Source organism: Dyella dinghuensis, from assembly GCF_003977615.1.
Lineage (GTDB): Bacteria > Pseudomonadota > Gammaproteobacteria > Xanthomonadales > Rhodanobacteraceae > Dyella_B > Dyella_B dinghuensis.
In genome coordinates this window covers 195,972-213,263 of record NZ_RYZR01000008.1, presented here as the reverse complement: position 1 = coordinate 213,263, position 17,292 = coordinate 195,972, and the positions used below count along the sequence as shown (strand labels likewise).

General features: G+C 59.6%; 12 protein-coding genes. 7 read left to right on the top strand and 5 right to left on the bottom strand.

Translation table 11 applies throughout. The features are described from left to right. Positions 1–75: 75 nt before the first annotated feature. From mgtA to EKH79_RS17965, 6 genes are all read left to right on the top strand, one after another. The gene (mgtA, locus tag EKH79_RS17990; RefSeq protein ID WP_126675232.1) at positions 76–2,742 is read left to right on the top strand and encodes a magnesium-translocating P-type ATPase; all 2,667 of its coding nucleotides are present in this window, start codon (positions 76–78) and stop codon (positions 2,740–2,742) included. Between the two features lie 250 nt (positions 2,743–2,992). After that, a complete protein-coding gene (locus tag EKH79_RS17985; protein WP_126675231.1) occupies positions 2,993–4,660 on the top strand; it encodes a Na/Pi cotransporter family protein in 1,668 nt (555 codons plus the stop codon). 244 nt (positions 4,661–4,904) lie between these two features. Further along, positions 4,905–6,029 carry an efflux RND transporter periplasmic adaptor subunit gene (locus EKH79_RS17980; protein ID WP_126675230.1) on the top strand — a complete coding sequence of 375 codons (1,125 nt, stop codon included), beginning with the start codon at positions 4,905–4,907 and terminating at the stop codon, positions 6,027–6,029. Then, positions 6,022–9,114 carry an efflux RND transporter permease subunit gene (locus tag EKH79_RS17975; protein WP_126675229.1) on the top strand — a complete coding sequence of 1,031 codons (3,093 nt, stop codon included), beginning with the start codon at positions 6,022–6,024 and terminating at the stop codon, positions 9,112–9,114. The genes EKH79_RS17980 and EKH79_RS17975 overlap by 8 nt, the downstream gene beginning before the upstream one ends. A gap of 2 nt (positions 9,115–9,116) precedes the next feature. Then, positions 9,117–10,619 (top strand): efflux transporter outer membrane subunit, encoded by a 1,503-nt coding sequence (locus EKH79_RS17970; RefSeq protein WP_126675228.1) that lies wholly within the window; start codon positions 9,117–9,119, stop codon positions 10,617–10,619. Between the two features lie 86 nt (positions 10,620–10,705). Next, the gene (locus tag EKH79_RS17965) at positions 10,706–11,488 is read left to right on the top strand and encodes a bestrophin-like domain (protein WP_158621284.1); all 783 of its coding nucleotides are present in this window, start codon (positions 10,706–10,708) and stop codon (positions 11,486–11,488) included. A 16-nt stretch (positions 11,489–11,504) separates the two neighbouring features. On the opposite strand, the gene EKH79_RS17960 is transcribed toward EKH79_RS17965, so the two are convergent. Both EKH79_RS17960 and dnaG read right to left on the bottom strand, forming a co-directional pair. Then, a complete protein-coding gene (locus tag EKH79_RS17960) occupies positions 11,505–12,119 on the bottom strand; it encodes a DedA family protein (RefSeq protein WP_126675226.1) in 615 nt (204 codons plus the stop codon). 69 nt (positions 12,120–12,188) lie between these two features. After that, positions 12,189–13,925, bottom strand: coding sequence for a DNA primase (gene dnaG / locus EKH79_RS17955; protein WP_126675225.1), 1,737 nt, complete (start codon positions 13,923–13,925; stop codon positions 12,189–12,191). A gap of 114 nt (positions 13,926–14,039) precedes the next feature. On the opposite strand from dnaG, the gene EKH79_RS17950 reads away from it, so the two are divergent. After that, complete coding sequence (locus EKH79_RS17950; protein WP_233590385.1) at positions 14,040–15,734, top strand: S41 family peptidase; 1,695 nt, start codon at positions 14,040–14,042, stop codon at positions 15,732–15,734. A gap of 29 nt (positions 15,735–15,763) precedes the next feature. On the opposite strand, the gene EKH79_RS17945 is transcribed toward EKH79_RS17950, so the two are convergent. The 3 genes from EKH79_RS17945 to rpsU form a co-directional block, all read right to left on the bottom strand. Next, positions 15,764–15,934 carry a DUF1328 domain-containing protein gene (locus EKH79_RS17945; protein ID WP_126675224.1) on the bottom strand — a complete coding sequence of 57 codons (171 nt, stop codon included), beginning with the start codon at positions 15,932–15,934 and terminating at the stop codon, positions 15,764–15,766. Between the two features lie 116 nt (positions 15,935–16,050). Beyond that, the gene (locus tag EKH79_RS17940) at positions 16,051–16,497 is read right to left on the bottom strand and encodes a GatB/YqeY domain-containing protein (RefSeq protein WP_126675223.1); all 447 of its coding nucleotides are present in this window, start codon (positions 16,495–16,497) and stop codon (positions 16,051–16,053) included. Positions 16,498–16,943: 446 nt separating this feature from the next. Then, a complete protein-coding gene (rpsU, locus tag EKH79_RS17935; RefSeq protein ID WP_115477777.1) occupies positions 16,944–17,159 on the bottom strand; it encodes a 30S ribosomal protein S21 in 216 nt (71 codons plus the stop codon). Between the last annotated feature and the right edge of the window lie 133 nt (positions 17,160–17,292).

Sequence of the window (17,292 nt, the reverse complement as noted above, 5' to 3'; positions counted from 1 at the left end):
GATTGCCGTAGGAGGCAGCAGCTCCCATCGCTCGCCTCCCGCATCGCAAGCAACTTGATTCCACGGAAGCGAGACATGATGAACCGATCCAACCAGGCTGCTACGGCCAAGGCCACGGGCAAGGCTGCGCCTGCGCATCCGACTGTGGCTGCCGCGCAGGAAGCATTCCGCGAAAACGATGCACTGCTCGCCCAGCTGGACACCAGCCTGGCGGGCCTCAACGAAGAGCAGATCACCGACCGGCTCGATCGCGACGGTGTGAACGAGGTATCCCACGAAAAGCCGCCGCACTGGACGTTCCAGCTGCTGCGCGCCTTCAAGAACCCGTTCATCATCGTGTTGCTGATTCTGGCGGTGGTGCAGGTTTTCGTTACGCCGGACGATTTGTCTGGCCCGATCATCATCGCGGTCATGGTCGCTATCAGCGTGTTCCTGAGCTTCAGCCAGGAATATCGGTCCTCGCGCGCGGCAGAAAAGCTGAAGGCGATGGTGCGCAACACCGCCACAGTGACGCGCCGTGCCTCCGATGAGCACAGCGAGCGCATCGAAGTGCCGGTGGGCGAACTGGTGGTCGGTGACATCGTGCATCTGGCGGCGGGTGACATGGTGCCCGCGGACCTGCGTTTGCTGACGGCGAAAGATCTGTTCATAAGCCAGGCCATTCTCACTGGCGAATCGCTGCCGGTGGAGAAAGCGGGACCGGCGCAGGCACATGTGGTCGAAAGCGGCGCGCATGGCGCACAGCAAGGCAACCCGCTGGACCTGCCCACCGTGTGCTACATGGGTACGAACGTGGTCAGCGGCACGGCGACAGCAGTCGTCGCGGCGACGGGTGGCCGCACCTACCTGGGTTCGCTCGCACGTTCCATTGTCGGCGAACGCGTGCAGACCAGTTTCGATCGTGGCGTAAGCAGCGTGAGCTGGCTGCTGATCCGCTTCATGCTGGTGATGGTGCCGATTGTTTTCCTGATCCAGTTTTACAAGCACGGATTCCTGGATGCGCTGATGTTTGCGCTGTCCGTCGCGGTCGGCCTGACGCCGGAAATGCTGCCGCTGATCGTCACCGCAAATCTCGCCAAGGGCGCGATTGCGATGTCCAATCGCAAGGTCGTGGTAAAGCGTCTGAACGCGATCCAGAACTTCGGCGCGATGGATGTGTTGTGCACCGACAAGACGGGCACGCTCACGCTCGACAAGATCGTGCTGGAACGCCATCTCGATCTGGACGGCGAAGATTCCGAAGACGCGCTGGAATACGGCTATCTCAACAGCCACTTCCAGACGGGTTTGAAGAACCTGATGGACAAGGCCGTGCTGGCGCATCGCGATCTGGAGCCGATCGTGTCGCGCTATCGCGTCGTCGACGAAATTCCGTTCGACTTCCAGCGTCGCCGCATGTCGGTAGTTCTCGCCAACGGCAACGGTCATCACTTGATCGTCTGCAAGGGCGCCGTGGAGGAGATGCTCGCCATCGCCACCAAGGAGCGGCGTGGCGACGAGGTTGTGCCGATGACGGATGAGCGTCGTCGCGAGATCAAGGCGATGACGCGCCATCTCAACGAAGATGGTTTGCGCGTGCTGGTGGTGGCCATCAAGGAAGAAACGCCGCGCTCAGGTCCGTACGGCGTGGCGGATGAGGCGGAGTTGACTGCGGTCGGTTGCCTGGCGTTCCTCGATCCGCCGAAAGATACGGCGGCGACGGCGATTTCCGCACTTCATCACCACGGTGTCGAAGTGAAGGTCATCACCGGCGACAACGAGGCCGTGACGCGCAAAATCTGTCGCGAAGTCGGTCTCGATGTGGAGCACTCCGCACAAGGTCGCGACATCGAACCGCTGGACGATGCTGCGCTGGATGAGCTGGTCAAGCGCACGACGGTCTTCGCCAAGATGTCGCCGCTGCAAAAAGCGCGCGTGGTGAAATCGCTGCAACGCCAAGGTCATACCGTCGGCTTCCTCGGCGACGGCATCAACGATGCGCCCGCGCTACGCGAAGCGGACGTGGGCATCTCGGTGGATACCGCGACCGATATCGCCAAGGAATCGGCCGATATCATTCTGCTCGAAAAAAATCTGATGGTGCTCGAAGAGGGCGTGATCGAAGGACGCATCACGTTCGGCAATATCATCAAGTACATCAAGATGACGGCCAGCTCGAACTTCGGCAACGTGCTCAGCATGGTGATGGCGAGCTTCTTCCTGCCGTTCCTGCCGATGCTTCCGCTGCAGGTGCTGGTGCTGAATCTGTTATACGACATTTCGCAGCTGTCGATTCCCTTCGATCGCATGGATCCGGAATACCTGCGCAAGCCGCGCAAGTGGGATGCCAGTGACATTGGGCGCTTCATGGTCTGGATCGGGCCGACCAGTTCGATCTTCGACATGACCACGTTTGCGTTGCTGTGGTGGGTGTTCGGCGCCAACAGCGATGTGCATCAATCGTTGTTCCAGTCTGGCTGGTTCATCGAGAGCCTGCTTACGCAAACGCTGGTCGTGCACATGATCCGCACGCGCAAGATTCCGTTCCTGCAAAGTGTTGCAGCGGCGCCGGTGCTCGGGTTGACCACAGCCATCATCGTGATCGGCATGATCATCCCGTACACAGCGATTGGCACCAAGATCGGCATGGTCCAGGTGCCCGATATCTATTACGCGTGGCTTGCGGCAACCGTCCTTGCGTACTGCGCACTGACCCAGGTCGTAAAGTTGATCTACATCAAACGCTACGGACGTTGGCTCTGATCTTCTCGCTGGGCTAGCAGCGCAACGACGCAGGCAGATAAGCAAGACTCCTCTCCCGACCGGGAGAGGAGCAGGATAGAGGCGTGATCTGGCGATGGCACACGGTTGGCGTTGTGCTGGGCATCGCCACTTCCAGTATTTGTCTTTTATCCGTCCTTCTCGCTGAGCCGGGAAGGAAAAAGGGGCTGTTACGACCTGTCGGAAGAAGCGGGAGTGCAGCGATGGTTGTGGATTTTTAGGAGTTGCCGAGATGAAAGGCACATTCGCTTTCTTTGACATCTTCGGCTATGTCGCCCTGTTGTTGTGGGGTACGCACATGGTCACCAGCGGCGTGCTGCGCGGATACGGCAGCACACTTCGCCGTGGGCTCGGCCATTTTCTCGGGCGGCGTCCGACGGCATTTGCGTTTGGCCTGTGCATCACCGCGCTACTTCAGAGCAGCACCGCCACGGGCATGATGGCAACGTCGTTCGCCGCGAGCGGTTTCCTGGGTCTGGCGCCGGGCTTAGTCGTGATGCTGGGCGCAAACGTCGGCACGACGCTGATCGTGCAGGTGATGTCGTTCAACATTGCCATCGTCGCGCCGATCCTGATTTTGCTTGGTTTCGCGATGCATCGTCGCAGCGACGATGTGCGCCTGAAGAATCTCGGCCGCGTCGGCATCGGTCTGGGCTTGATGCTCTTGGCGCTGCATCTGCTCGTGCTGACGATGGCGCCGATCGAAAACGCAAAGCTCTTGCGCGACGCATTGCAGGCACTCTCGGATGAGCCGGTATTGGCGCTGTTGGCCGCCGCGTTGCTTACGTGGATCTGTCATTCCAGTGTGGCGGTCGTGCTGCTGATCATGTCGTTCGCCACGGCAGGCGTGATCGATGCGCCCGGTGCACTGGCACTCGTATTGGGTGCGAACCTGGGTGGCACGATGCCCGCACTGCTGGAAGCGCAAACGCCCATGGCGCGCCGCCTGCCGCTCGGTAACACGCTGGCGCGCGCGCTGGGTTGCCTCATCTGTCTGCCGTTACTGCATCCCATTGCGCATTGGCTGGAGCCGTTGGGTTCTTCGGCCGCGCGTATCGCAGTGAATTTCCACACGGCCTTCAATCTCGGATTGGCGCTGATCTTCATTCTGCCCGCAGAGCGTTTTGCGCGACTGCTGGAGCGTTTGCTACCGGATCCGCCGCGTCCCGCCGATCCGGGCCAGCCGCTTTACCTCGACGAATCCGTGCTGGAAAGCGCCGGTGTCGCGCTGGTGAATGCCACGCGCGAATCCATGCGCATGGCTGACACGGTCCAAAGCATGCTCGCGAACCTGGTCGAAATTTTCGGCAAGGACGATGCAGCGCGCGCCGCAGTGATCAGCCGCATGGACCCATCGCTGGATCGCCTCGGTATCGCCATCCGTCAGTACCTCGCCGACCTTGGCGGTGAAGCGTTGAACGAGGAAGACGGCGAGCGCAGTCAGGAGATCCATGCGTTCGTCATGAACATTGAGCATATCGGCGACATCACGGCGAACAACATGATGGAATTCGCCGCAAAGAAGGCCAAAAGCGGACAGGATTTTTCCGCCGACGACATCCAGGATCTTGCGGCGATGCACGAGCAAGTGATGGAAAGCCTTCGCCTTGGCATTACCGTTTTCATGCGTGGCGATCTACGCGCCGCACAGCAACTGGTTGAACGTAAAGAACTGTTATGGCGCTTGGAAAACGATGCCTCCGACAGGCACATTCGCGCCCTGCGTGAGCAACGCGACGGCGGGGGTGGCGATGTCTACCTGCGCATCCTGCGCGACCTCCGGCGCATTCATTCGCATCTTGCGGCCATTGCCTATCTGCCGCTGGAAAGAGCCGGTCTTTTGCAGGCCCGGTTAGTGCGCGAACCCATTGCACCCAATACCGCAGAAGGAAAAGCCTGAACTTGGACAGTCACACGCAAGCAGAATCTCCGACAATTACCCCGCCTTACTGACCCGCCCACGCGTGTGCTCCAGAAGGAGCCCTACCCGGAAGCGGAAGCTATAGGCGGCCAAAAACCGCGGTTCCGGGACGCGCCGGGTCGTTGAAATACAACGGCCCGCTCCCCCTTCACCGTTTTGCAACAGCTCTGTGGCCTTGTGGTCGCAGGAAACGCGTTCGAGCGCCCAGCCGAAGGGAAGACCTATGCTTCACCCATTGAACAAATCAGCCACGCGACTCGCGCTCGTGATCGCTATGGCTCTGAGCATGGCCGCCTGCTCACATGGTCCAGATGAAAGCGCAGCACCGCCAGCCTTCACCGTCGAAAACAATCAATACAAAGTTCCCGACACTTCGCCATTGCGCAAAGAGCTGGTGGTGCAGCCGGTGGAAATGCATCAGGCGCCGCATACGATGACGTTCCCCGCTAATGTAGAAGCCGATCCCGCACGCACAGCCAATGTGCTTCCTGCGCTCACGGGCAAAGTGGTCGAGCTGAAAGTCGGGCTTGGCGACCATGTCACGCGCGGACAACTGATCGCGGTGATCGACTCGGGCGATCTTGCGCAAGCGAACTCCGATGTCGTCAAAGCACGCGATGCATTGAATCTCGCGAAGAAGGCGCTCGATCGCGCGCTAGGCGTGAAGGCTGCAGGCGGCAATGCAGTCAAGGATCTCGAAGCAGCACAAAGCGGTTACAACCAGGCGCAGGCCGAATACGACCGTGCACGCACGCGATTGGTTGCTGTGGGCGGTGAACCCGATGCGCAAACAGCGCGACCGATGCAAGTGACGGCACCCATCACGGGTTACATCACGGCGTTGACGATCGCGCCGGGCACGTATGTCAACGATCCCACGGCATCGATGATGACGATCTCGAACACCGAATTGGTCTGGATCACTGCGAATGTGCCGGAAAGCGATTCGGGCCTGATCGCCAAAGGGCAAAAGGTCGATGCCACGCTGGTGGCTTATCCGGACAAGGTATTCCATGGCAGCGTCAGCTTCGTCAATCCAGTACTGCAATCGGATACGCGGCGCGATCTGGTTCGCGTAACGTTTGCCAACGCCGATGGATTGCTCAAACCCAACATGTTCGCCACCGCGAGCATCGACATTCCGCAACCGCAGCAAGTCTTCATTCCGCAATCGGCGCTGTTGATGAACAACGACAGCGTCACTGTGTTCGTCGAAGTCTCGCCGTGGACGTTCGAGCGTCGCACGGTAGATATCAGCTACGACGAATCGGATGGTACGCGTGTGCTGAAGGGCCTAAAGCAAGGTGATCGCGTGATCGTTCGGGGCGGAGTGCTCCTCAATGATTAATGCACTCTTTCGCTTCTGCTTCGAGAAGCGCATTTTGTTTATCGTGGTGACGGTGCTCGTTCTCATCTTCGGTTATTACTCGTGGACGCAGTTGGCCATCGAGGCGTATCCGGAATTGAGCGACGTGACGGCGCAGGTCACCACGCAGGTGCCGGGTCTGGCTGCCGAAGAAATCGAGCAGCAGATCACCACGCCGCTCGAACGCGGCCTTGCCGATACGCAGGGCCTGGTCAGCATGCGCTCCAGCAGCACGTTCGGCCTCTCGCTCATCACGCTGGTTTTCAAGGACGGCGCCGACGATTACTGGGAACGCCAGCGCGTGCTGGAGCACATCAGCCAGGTGACCTTGCCGCCAGGCGTGACACCAGGGCTTGATCCGGTGTCGGGTCCGGCCGGTGAAATCTATCGCTACACGCTGGAGTCCAAGACTCAAAATCTGATGCAGCTGTCCGAAATCCAGAACTGGATCGTCATTCCGGCATTGCAGCAGGTTCCGGGTGTGATCAACGTCGATAATTTTGGCGGCTTTACCAAGGAATTTCAGCTGGAGCTGGACCCGCAACAACTGCTGCATTACGGCGTAAGCGTCAGTCAGGTCACCGCGGCGATATCCAACAACACATCCAATGCGGGCGGTGGTCGCATTACGCGCGGCGAGCAGTCCTACATCGTGCGCGGTATCGGCATGGTGCACTCGTTGCAGGATCTTGGCGACATTGTCGTCACGCAAAATAATGGCGTGCCGGTATTAGTGCGCGAACTTGGCAAGTTGCGCTACGGCCATCAGGTGCGCGAGGGCATTCTCGGCAAGGACAACAACCCCGACACGATCGAGGGCATCTGTGATCTGCTGAAGTACGAAAACGCATCACGCGTTCTGGAAGGGATTCACACCAAGGTCGATGAGCTGAACAAGCAGCTGGCATCGAAGGACGTGAAGATCGTGCCGTATATCGATCGCGACAATCTGGTGGTCGCCACGAAAGAAAAAGTGTTCCACACCGTGATGGAAGGCATCGGTTTGGTTTGCATCGTGCTGATCCTTTTTCTGGGCAGTCCACGATCCGCGCTTGTTGCCGCCGTCGCGATTCCGATGTCGCTGGTAACGGTGTTCATCCTGATGCAATTCACCCGCATGCCGGCGAATCTTTTTTCGCTGGGCGCGATCGATTTCGGTGTGATTGTCGACGGTGCGATCGTGGTGACCGAGGCGATCTTGCGGCAGCGCGAGATGAAACCAACGGAAGTGCTGGTCGAAAAGGACGTGATGTTGGTGACGAGCCACGTCGGCCGCTCCATCTTCTTTGCGACCTTGATCATTATCACTGCGTATTTCCCGCTGTTCGCCTTCGAGCATGCGGAAGGAAAGTTGTTCCGGCCGATGGCGTTCACTGTCAGTTATGCGCTGCTGGCGGCGCTGTTGTGTACGGTGACATTGACGCCGGCGCTGGCATTCCTAGCCCTGCGCAAGCCTCGCAAGATATTCGAAAACAAACCGCTCAAACGACTGCAGGAAGGCTTTGCGCATACTCTTGGTAGACTGCTGCACAACCTGCCGGTTGCTTACGGCATTGCCATCGTCGCGTTCTGTGGCGTGCTGATTCTCGGCGCAACGATTGGCCGTGAATTCCTGCCCGATCTGGATGAGGGTGCGCTTTGGTTGCAGGTTCAGATGCCAACGGGACTCTCGCTGGATAAAGCTAGCGATATGGCCGCGCAATTGCGCAAGGTTGTGCGTGAGTTCCCGGAGGTGTCGTATATCGTGACGCAGCTGGGGCGCAACGATACGGGCTCGGATCCATGGACGCCGTCGCACATTGAAGCCGGTGTGGGTTTGACGCCTTACAGCGCGTGGCATGGGGAAACCAAGGCGCAATTCCTGCGCAAGTTCAACGCGCGTCTGCAGCAGATTCCAGGCATTACCGTCGGTATCAGCCAGCCGATCATCGACGGCGAGAACGATATGATCGGCGGCGCGCATGCTCCGTTGGTGCTTCGCATCTACGGGCAGGATTTCAAGGAAATGCGTCAAGTCGCCGGTCAGATGGTCGACGTGATCAGGGGTGTGCGGGGCACCGAAGATGCGGCGATCTTCCAGGAACCGCCGATTCCCCAGTTGACGATCACGGCCGATCGCGATGCGGCAGCACGCTACGGTGTCAACGTCGGCGACATCACCAACCTTATCCAGACGGCTATTGGCGGCGCGCCGATCACACAGGTCTACGTCGAGGATCGCATCTATAACGTCACCGCACGTGTTGCCAACGAAGTCGCCAATAGCGTGCAAGCCGTTGGCGAGACGCCGTTGACATCCACCACGGGTGCGCAGGTTCCTCTGAAAGAGGTGGCGCATGTCAAATTGGCGATGGGCGAAAGCACCATTGCACACGAACACGGTCAGCGCGAACTGACGATCAGCATCGAAAACAGCGGCCGCGCTTTGTCGGAATACCTCGCCGATGCGCAAGCGCAAATCGATGCGAAGGTTCACTACGACAAATCGAAATACCAACTTGAATGGGCCGGTAACTTTCAGAACGAGCAACGCGCGCAGGCGCGGCTGACCGTCGTAATGGGCATGGTGATGGCCATCATGGCTGTGCTGTTGTTCGCCGAGTTCGGCAAATTCCATCAAGCCGTGCTCGTATTGGGCGTCGTGCCGCTCGCGACAGTGGGTGGCCTGATCGCGCTGCATCTTCGCGGGGAAACGTTGAATATTGCGACCGCGGTGGGCTTCATTGCGCTATTTGGCGTGGCAGTACAGAACGGCATCATCATGGTGTCGAACATCAACCGCGTTCGACGAGAAGGCCTATCGCTCTTTGAAGCCGTGGTAGTAGGTGCCACCGAGCGATTCCGCCCGGTGCTCATGACAGCCACTGTCGCCAGCATCGGCATGTTGCCCGCAGCGCTGGCAACAGGTGTCGGTACCGACGTGCAGCGCGGTCTGGCCACGGTCGTGGTAGGTGGCTTGCCCATCGCTACGCTGTTAACGCTTTTCATCCTTCCTGCGCTGTATTACGGGCTGGAGAACTTCATCTACAAGCGTTTCGGTCACGCACCATCGGCGGCGGAGATCTGACCATGAACGCCATCAAGAACATCGCATCGTGGCGTGCTGGGCGTACTGCGCTCGCCATCGGTATCGGTCTCACGTTGAGCGCTTGCGCAGTGGGGCCCAATTACCATCGTCCGGCAGCGCCAACAGCGCAAACGTACGCACCTACACCGATCGCGCAATCCACACCGTCGGTGCCGGGGCCGGGCGGTGACGCGCAGCAGTTTGTGCAGGGCATGGATATTCCCGGCCAGTGGTGGACGCTGTTCCACTCCCAGCCGTTGAATGGTTTGATCGACGACTCGATCAAGCGCAATCCGGATCTGGCGGCTGCGCAGCAGGCGTTGATGTCGGCGGTTGAAAGCGTGAAAGCCCAGCGTGGCGCGTACTATCCGCAAGTTGGCACCAGCGTGGATCCGACGCGGCAAAAAGTCGGTGACGTGCTGTCCAGCAATCTTGCGTCCAACAGCACGCTCTACAACCTCACGACTGCGCAATTGAGCATTTCCTACACGCCGGATTTGTGGGGTGCCAATCGGCGTCAGGTGGAATCGCTTGTCGCACAGGCCGACGCGCAGCGTTTTCAATTGGAAGCGACGTATCTCACGCTGACATCGAATGTCGTCAACGCGGCGATTGGCGATGCATCGCTGCGTGCGCAGATCACTGCGACGCAGGACATGATCGATAGCCAGTCGAAGATTCTGGAGACCAATCGCAAACAGATGGCACTCGGCGACATGTCGGACGCCGATATCGCCTCGCAGGAAGCCACGCTGGAACAAACGCGTGCTGCGCTGCCGCCATTGCAAAAGCAGTTCGCGCAGCAACGTGATCTGCTCGCTGTGCTGACGGGCCGCTCACCGGATCAGGATGTGCCGGCGCAGTTCAATTTCGATGAACTGCAATTGCCGCAAGATCTGCCATTGACGCTGCCGGCACGACTGGTAGAGCAGCGCCCGGATGTGCGCATGGCCGATGCGAATCTGCATGCGGCGTGTGCACAGGTCGGTGTCGCGTTTGCGGCGCGTCTGCCGAACATCAACATCACCGCCAACTGGGGTAGCGCGGCCGATCAGATGCATAACCTGTTCGGTTCCGGTACCGGCTTCTGGAACCTCGGCGCCGACATCACGGCGCCGCTTTTCAGCGGTGGTACGTTGCTGCATCGCCAACGCGCTGCCGAAGCGAATTATCGCCAGGCGGCCGAGCAATACCGCAGTACGGTGATGTCCGCCTTGCAGAACGTCGCCGATTCCTTGCACGCCCTGCAAGCCGATGCCGATGCAATGGTGGCCGATGCACGCGCCGAACGCGCGGCGGCGCGCAGCCTGGACATCGCGAAGCATCAATACGCACTGGGCGACATCAGCATGGTCGCGCTGCTCAATGCGCAGGTGACGTATCGCCAGGCCGAACTCGCCTTGATTCAGGCGCGTGCGAACCGCTACTCCGACACGGTCGCCTTGTTCCAGGCGCTTGGCGGCGGATGGTGGAATCGTCACGATGTGGCCGATACGTCGAAGTAAAAGGGCATGCCATCCAGCCATCTGGATGGCTTGTCATCCATGGCATAAGCCGGGATAGAATCAGGCAAACTGCAGAAGGGGTGGCGATGTACTTACTGGACCATCCGATTCACCTGTTTGTCGTCGCGACTATCGTGTTGCTGCTCGCGCACGAAATCGGTTTTCGTCTTCGCGTGCTGGCGAAGGATCGCGATGATAAAGACTGGCAGAAGCAGGTCCACGACACGCGCAATCAGATCGCCTTTTTGCTGAGCCTGCTCATCGGCTTTGCCATGAGCATGGCGCTGAGCCGCTTCGATGAGCGCAAGCAATTGGTCGTCGATGAAGCCAATGCGATCGGAACGGTTTACCTGCGTACGGCCACACAGGCGGAACCTGTACGCAGCAGTGCGCCAGCGTTGCTGCGAGACTATGCCGATGCGCGGCTGCTGATCTTCGGCAGCAAGGCACAAGAGCCGGATCGCGACAGTGCTGCGAAGCGGTCCAGGCAAATCCAGGATGAGCTCTGGAGCGAGGTCAGCACTGAAGCGAAGCAGACGCCAACGCCGATCGTTGGGCTTTACGAGTCGTCGTTGAACGAGATGATCGATCTGGATGGCAAGCGCGTTGCGGCCACGATCAATCGTGTTCCTGCAGATATCTGGGTGCTGCTGGCATTTTTGTCGATCACGACATCGTTGGTCGTGGGTTATGGGCAGCGGCGCCGTGCATGGATGGCGACGTTTGTGCCTGTGTTGATGGTCGCGATTGCGATCAGCCTGATTGCCGATCTGGACACACCGGCAAGTGGATTTATCCAGGTCAATCAACAAAGCGTGCAAAGTCTGAGCGACGATTTGCACATGCAGCTGTCGAACACCGCGCACTAGATCCGTGGGTGGACCCCTAAGACTGCGATTTACGTGCGCGCCGGTACCACCATAGCGCCAACACACCCAGTACGACCAGGCCAGCAAGAACCCATAAGCTGCTTTGTCCGCGGCGGATCCACGTGCCCAGCCACTCGCGCCGGTTCGCGCCGAAGTAACCCAGATACACCCAGAACGGCACGCTGATCAGCGCCGCCAGACCATCGAGCATGAAAAAGCGCATGAACGTGACGCGACGCGTCGCACCTGCGGTGATGTAGACGGCCGTGCGCATGCCCGGCAGAAAGCGCGCGAAGAACATCAGTCGATTGCCGTAGCGCTCGAACTTATCCTGCATTTTTGCGTAACGGCGTGGTGGCATGAGTAGCGCGATCGGGCGCCATCGCAGCATGTGTTCGCCGAAGTGATGACCTAGCCCGAACATGGCCACATCACCAATCAGCACACCCGCGATCGTAACGACGGCCATCACATGCACGTTGGCGTAGCCCAGGCCCGCAATCACACCGCCGGCGACCAGCGTAATGTCCTCGGGAATGGGTATACCTGCGCCGCAAAGCAAAAGTGCGATTAAGACCGCGATGTATCCGTTGTGGGCGAAGATGGTGACGAGACGCTCAAGCAAGTCCATCGACGTTCCTTATTGTCGACGTGTCGTCGCGCGGGATTGCATTCTGCCATGAACAACGCGGTCGGTATGTCATGTCGGCGCCGTGGGTGCAGGCGCACGTGCGGCCAGCAGTTCGCGCAGCTCGGCTTTTTCGGCGTCGGTCAATGCGCTTTCGCGGTTCTTGGCAACCAGTGCATCGCGGCGCTGGGTAATGGCCTGTTGCTCCATTTTTACCAAGGCATCGAAAAATTCCGTGCGCTGGATTTCAGGCTCGCCGACCACGGTCGCCGCCATGAGTTTCTGAAGAGAGGCGTATTCGGGGCGTCCGCTGAAATGTTCCACCAGCATCGCCGGGTTGATGCCTGGTCGCGCACGCGCGGTATCCAGCAATTCCGCAAGCAGTTCCACGCCGGGCTTATCGAGGCGAAGGAAGGCATACGGTTTGTCCACTTGGTCGGCGATGCCGGGCTGAGCCAGCAATAGCGCGATGGCGCTACGCACGAGTGAACGTTGCACAGCGACTGGCCGTTGCACGGTGCGGCGTGCATTCGAATCTTGTTCCAGCACGGCACGAGCGCCGCTGCGCTTTTCCAGCTCTTGCGCCATCAGGTCGCGGAAGGCGCCATCAGGCAAGCGCGCGATCAGTGGGCGTACGCGCTCAGCAAGGCGCGCGCGGCCGTCGAGGCTGGTCATGTCCACGTCGTGCGAGAGCTCGCCGAAAAAGTATTCGGATAGCGGCGTCGCTTCGCGCAGACGTTTTTCAAAGCCTTCCTTGCCTTCCTTGCGCACCAGACTGTCTGGATCTTCGCCATCGGGAAGGAAAAGGAAGTACGCCTGACGACCGTCGCGCAAACGCGGCAATGCGGATTCCAGCGCCTTCCATGCCGCGGCACGACCGGCGCGATCGCCGTCGAAACAAAATACGACATCCGGCGCGGCGCGGAACAGCACTTCGGTGTGGTCGGGTGTCGTCGCCGTGCCAAGCGTCGCCACCGCAATCGGCAGGCCCGCTTGATGCAACGCGATGACATCCATATAGCCTTCGACCACCACGATGCGCGCGAGATTGCTATTGGCTTGCTTTACCTGCCACAGCGCGAACAACTCGCGCCCTTTGTGGAACAGCGGCGTTTCCGGTGAATTGAGATACTTGGGGCCTTGTTCCGATTGCAGCACGCGGCCGCCGAAAGCGATCACGCGGCCGCGACGATCCATGATTGGAAACATCAGGCGTTCGCGGAAGCGGTCGTACTTGCTGCCGCGTTCACTGCTCGCGACCATGCCCGCTTCGGTAAGCAGTTGCATGCGCCGCTCATTGGTGCCGAGCGAACGAATCACGCCGTCGTAGCCGGCGGGCGCCCAGCCGATGCGAAAACGCGCGATGGTCTCCGCATCCAGCCCGCGTTTGGCGCAGTACGCTTTGGCGTCCGCGCTTTTGGGCAGCTCGCCTTCGTACCAGCGTGCAGCTGCATCGAGTACCGCGTAAAGGTCGGTCTTATCCTCGCGCGGCGCGTTGTCGCGCGAATTTTCGTAGGGCACTTTCAGCCCGACGGCCTGTGCCAGTTCGTCAATCGCGTCCGGAAATTCCAGCCGCTCATAATCCATCAGGAACTTGATCGCACTGCCATGCGCACCGCAGCCGAAGCAATGGAAAAACTGCTTGGCCGGGCTCACATAGAACGAAGGACTGCGTTCGTTATGGAATGGACAGCAGGCGGTCCACTCGCGACCGGCTTTTTTCAACGGCACGCGCCGCTCGATCACGTCGACGATGTCGACGCGGGCAAGCAGTTCGTCGATGAAGCTGTCCGGGATGCGGCCGCGCATGGGGAGCTATTCTAGCGGTTGATCGGGCCGTCGTCGGGCTTTTGCCAACAACAGGAGGGTTGGATGCGATTCGTACTGGGAGTGTGCGCTTTTTTTGTTATCGGGATGGTGGCTATGCCTATTCACGGACAGGATTCGGATTTACAGAAACGCTACGACCATATTTCGGACCTGCGCAATCAGGGCTATGAGCTCGTCCATTCCGCCCATGGCGGCCATGGCGATCTGGCGAAGGCCGAAACGTTACTTCAAGAGGCGATCGCTCAGGCGGACCAGTTCCTCTCGTCCCAAGCCGCGACCGAGGATCTTTGGGCGCAGGCCGACAGCCGTCGCTCGGAAAGCTTGATTTTTCTGGCCGAAGCCTACGCACTCAAAGGCGACAAGAACGCTGCGCTCAATGCATTGGAAACGATGCAATCGAGCGGCCTTTATCTTTTTCACGAAAAGATATTGGAACAGTCCGCGGGCTTGAAGAGTTTGCACGATGAGCCGCGATTCAAGGCGTTGATGGATCGCTACAAGCACATGGAAAGCCGTTGGAATGCGTCGGCGCTCAACGGACAAACCGAAAATCTGGATGAGGCGCATCGCATCGCGGGATTATCGTTATTCTGGTCCGAGGCCCGCTACAACTTCGCGCATTTCGACAATGTTCCGGACCTGGACTGGAACCAGGCTTATCTGGATTATTTGCCGCGCGTTATCGCCGCCAAGACAACGCACGACTACTACGACGTCATGATGCAATTTGCGTCGCTGCTGCATGACGGTCATACGCACGTGGTTCCTCCACGTGCAATCGTCAACGAATTTTGGGCAACCCCGGCCATCAGCACGTCGCTTGTCGAAGAAAAGGTGATCGTCACGGCGCTTCGCAGTCCTGCTACACGCGCCAGTGGTCTGCATGTCGGAGATGAGATTGTGAGCATCGACGGGCAGGATGTGCGCACGTACGCGTTGACGAAGGTCAATCCCTACGTCGATAGCTCATCGCCGCAGGACCGTATTGCAACCATGTACGGCAGGCGCCTGCTGGCGGGCGATCATCGTCAGCCTGTGACGTTGGGCATCGTCGATGCGGCAGGACATTCGCATTCCGTCACGTTGTCGCGAGAGGGCGATCCGCACGCCGATGCACTTTCTCCGGTTGTCTGGCGGATGCTCGACGGCGATATTGCGTATCTGGCGGTCAACGAATTCGGAGACGACGCGGGCGTCAAAGCCTTCGAGCAGCATTTGCCCGAGATCCTCCACGCCAAAGGTTTGATCATTGACGTGCGTCGCAATGGTGGCGGTTCCACTCAGAACGGCGCGGCTATCTTGAGCTATCTGGACAAGAAGCCGATTCCGCTTTCCGCTGCCGTCTCCATGGACTACGTGCCTGTTTTTCGCGCGTGGCAAGGTCCGTACGTTTTGTGGAAACCGGTGGGACCGGCGCAGCCCTATAGCGTCGAGCGCAAGCAACACTATGAGGGGCCTGTTGCCGTGCTTATCGGTCCCTACACATTTTCGGCAGCCGAAGATTTCGTGGTCAGTTTCGACAGCATGAAGCGCGGCACATTGCTGGGAGAAGCAACGGGCGGCAGTACGGGCCAGCCTCTGACGATCGATCTTCCAGGCGGTGGCAAAGGTTGGATATGCAGCAAGAACGACACTTACCCGGATGGCCGGGTGTTCGTCGGCAAGGGCATTTCACCCGCGATGATCATCAAGCCGACGGTGGAAGATGTTCGCAATAATCGCGACCCCGTCATCGACGGCGCCACCGAACTGTTGCGAAAACGCGATGCCATGACGGCATCGCGTTGAGGTTTTCGCGGTTTGTGCGAGCGATGTCGCTACAGGATATGAATCAAGCCGATCACCGCCAGCACGGCGATCAGGAAAATGATCACGAAGATGGCGAACAGGATCTTGGCGATGGTGCCGGCGACACCGGACAAGGTGCCAAAGCCCAGCCAACCTGAGATCAGCGAGACGATGGCGAAAATAATGGCCCACTTGAGCATGCGTCGGTTCTCCCAATGGTCGCCACCGAATGGCGGCAGACGGCGATCGATCTAAACGGACTACATGTGAAGACTGTGCCACGATGGTATCGGGCGCAGTCTTTGCGGGTCCAGCATCAACCGCCCAGGCGCGCCTTGATGCGTGCGGAGACCTGGCCCATGTCGGCACGACCGGCGGCCTTGGTCTTTACGGCGGCAACCACCTTGCCCATATCGCGCTGGCTGGTGGCGCCGGTCTCGGCGATGGCGGCAACGATCAGTGCTTCGAGTTCCGCGTCGGTGAGCTTGGTCGGCAGGTAGGCTTCGATCACAACCATTTCCGCCCGCTCGACGTTGGCCAGATCTTCGCGGCTGGCTGCGACGTACTGGGTGATGGAATCCTTACGCTGCTTGAGCATTTTCTCCAGTACGGAGAGAGTCTGGACATCGTCCAGCTCGATACGCTCGTCCACTTCGCGCTGCTTGATCGCGGCGAGGATCAGGCGGATGACGCCGAGGCGTTCCTTGTCGCCACCGCGCATCGCAGTCTTCATGTCTTCGGTGAGCTGTTGCTTGAGACTCATGCTGGGGATGCTCCGCTCCATTCTGCGTGGGTGTCACCGGTTCTGTCCGTTCGCAGGCCGCAGGAGCATCGGCGAAGGCAGACTGGCTGTCTGTTGAGGCGATGGGCCGAAGGAATGCGGACGGACAGAACCGGCCCGAAGGGTGATGTCCAGAAGGCTCGCATGCTGCGCCGCGCAGCTTGCCAAGACAGCCAGTCTTGCCTGCGCCGCGCAACACATCCTGCGAGCCTTCTGGACATCATGCCACCTACGCAGAATGGAGCGGAGCATCCCATCACTCCTTCGAAAAGCCAATCTTCGGAAAGCACAAAGCCGACGTTGCGGGGCAACGTCGGCCAGTGCAAGTGCCTAGGCAATCGGTGGCTGCGAATGGACGCGCCAACCGAGAGCAATGCGAGGGTTCGGCGCCATCGCGCTCGAACCGGGTCCGCCGAGGCGGACAGCGCTCAGTACAGGCGGGTCTTGCGCGAAACGTCGCGCGACAGACGGCGCAGGTGACGCTTCACGGCGGCAGCGCGCTTGCGCTTGCGCTCCTGGGTCGGCTTTTCGTAGAACTCGCGCTTGCGGGTCTCGGCGAGGACGCCGGCCTTCTCACAGGTGCGCTTGAAGCGACGCAGGGCGAGTTCGAATGGTTCGTTCTCGCGAACTTTTACGCTGGGCATGGAAACTCCGGAATAGTAAACGCGCCCGCAGGACCGGGCGAGCCGCAAAGTATACCCTCAGGCGGGTGCGGATTTCAAAGTGGTATGGCGGCAAAATGAGCTGCCGCATGAGGATCGGCGCTGTCCTCAGGCC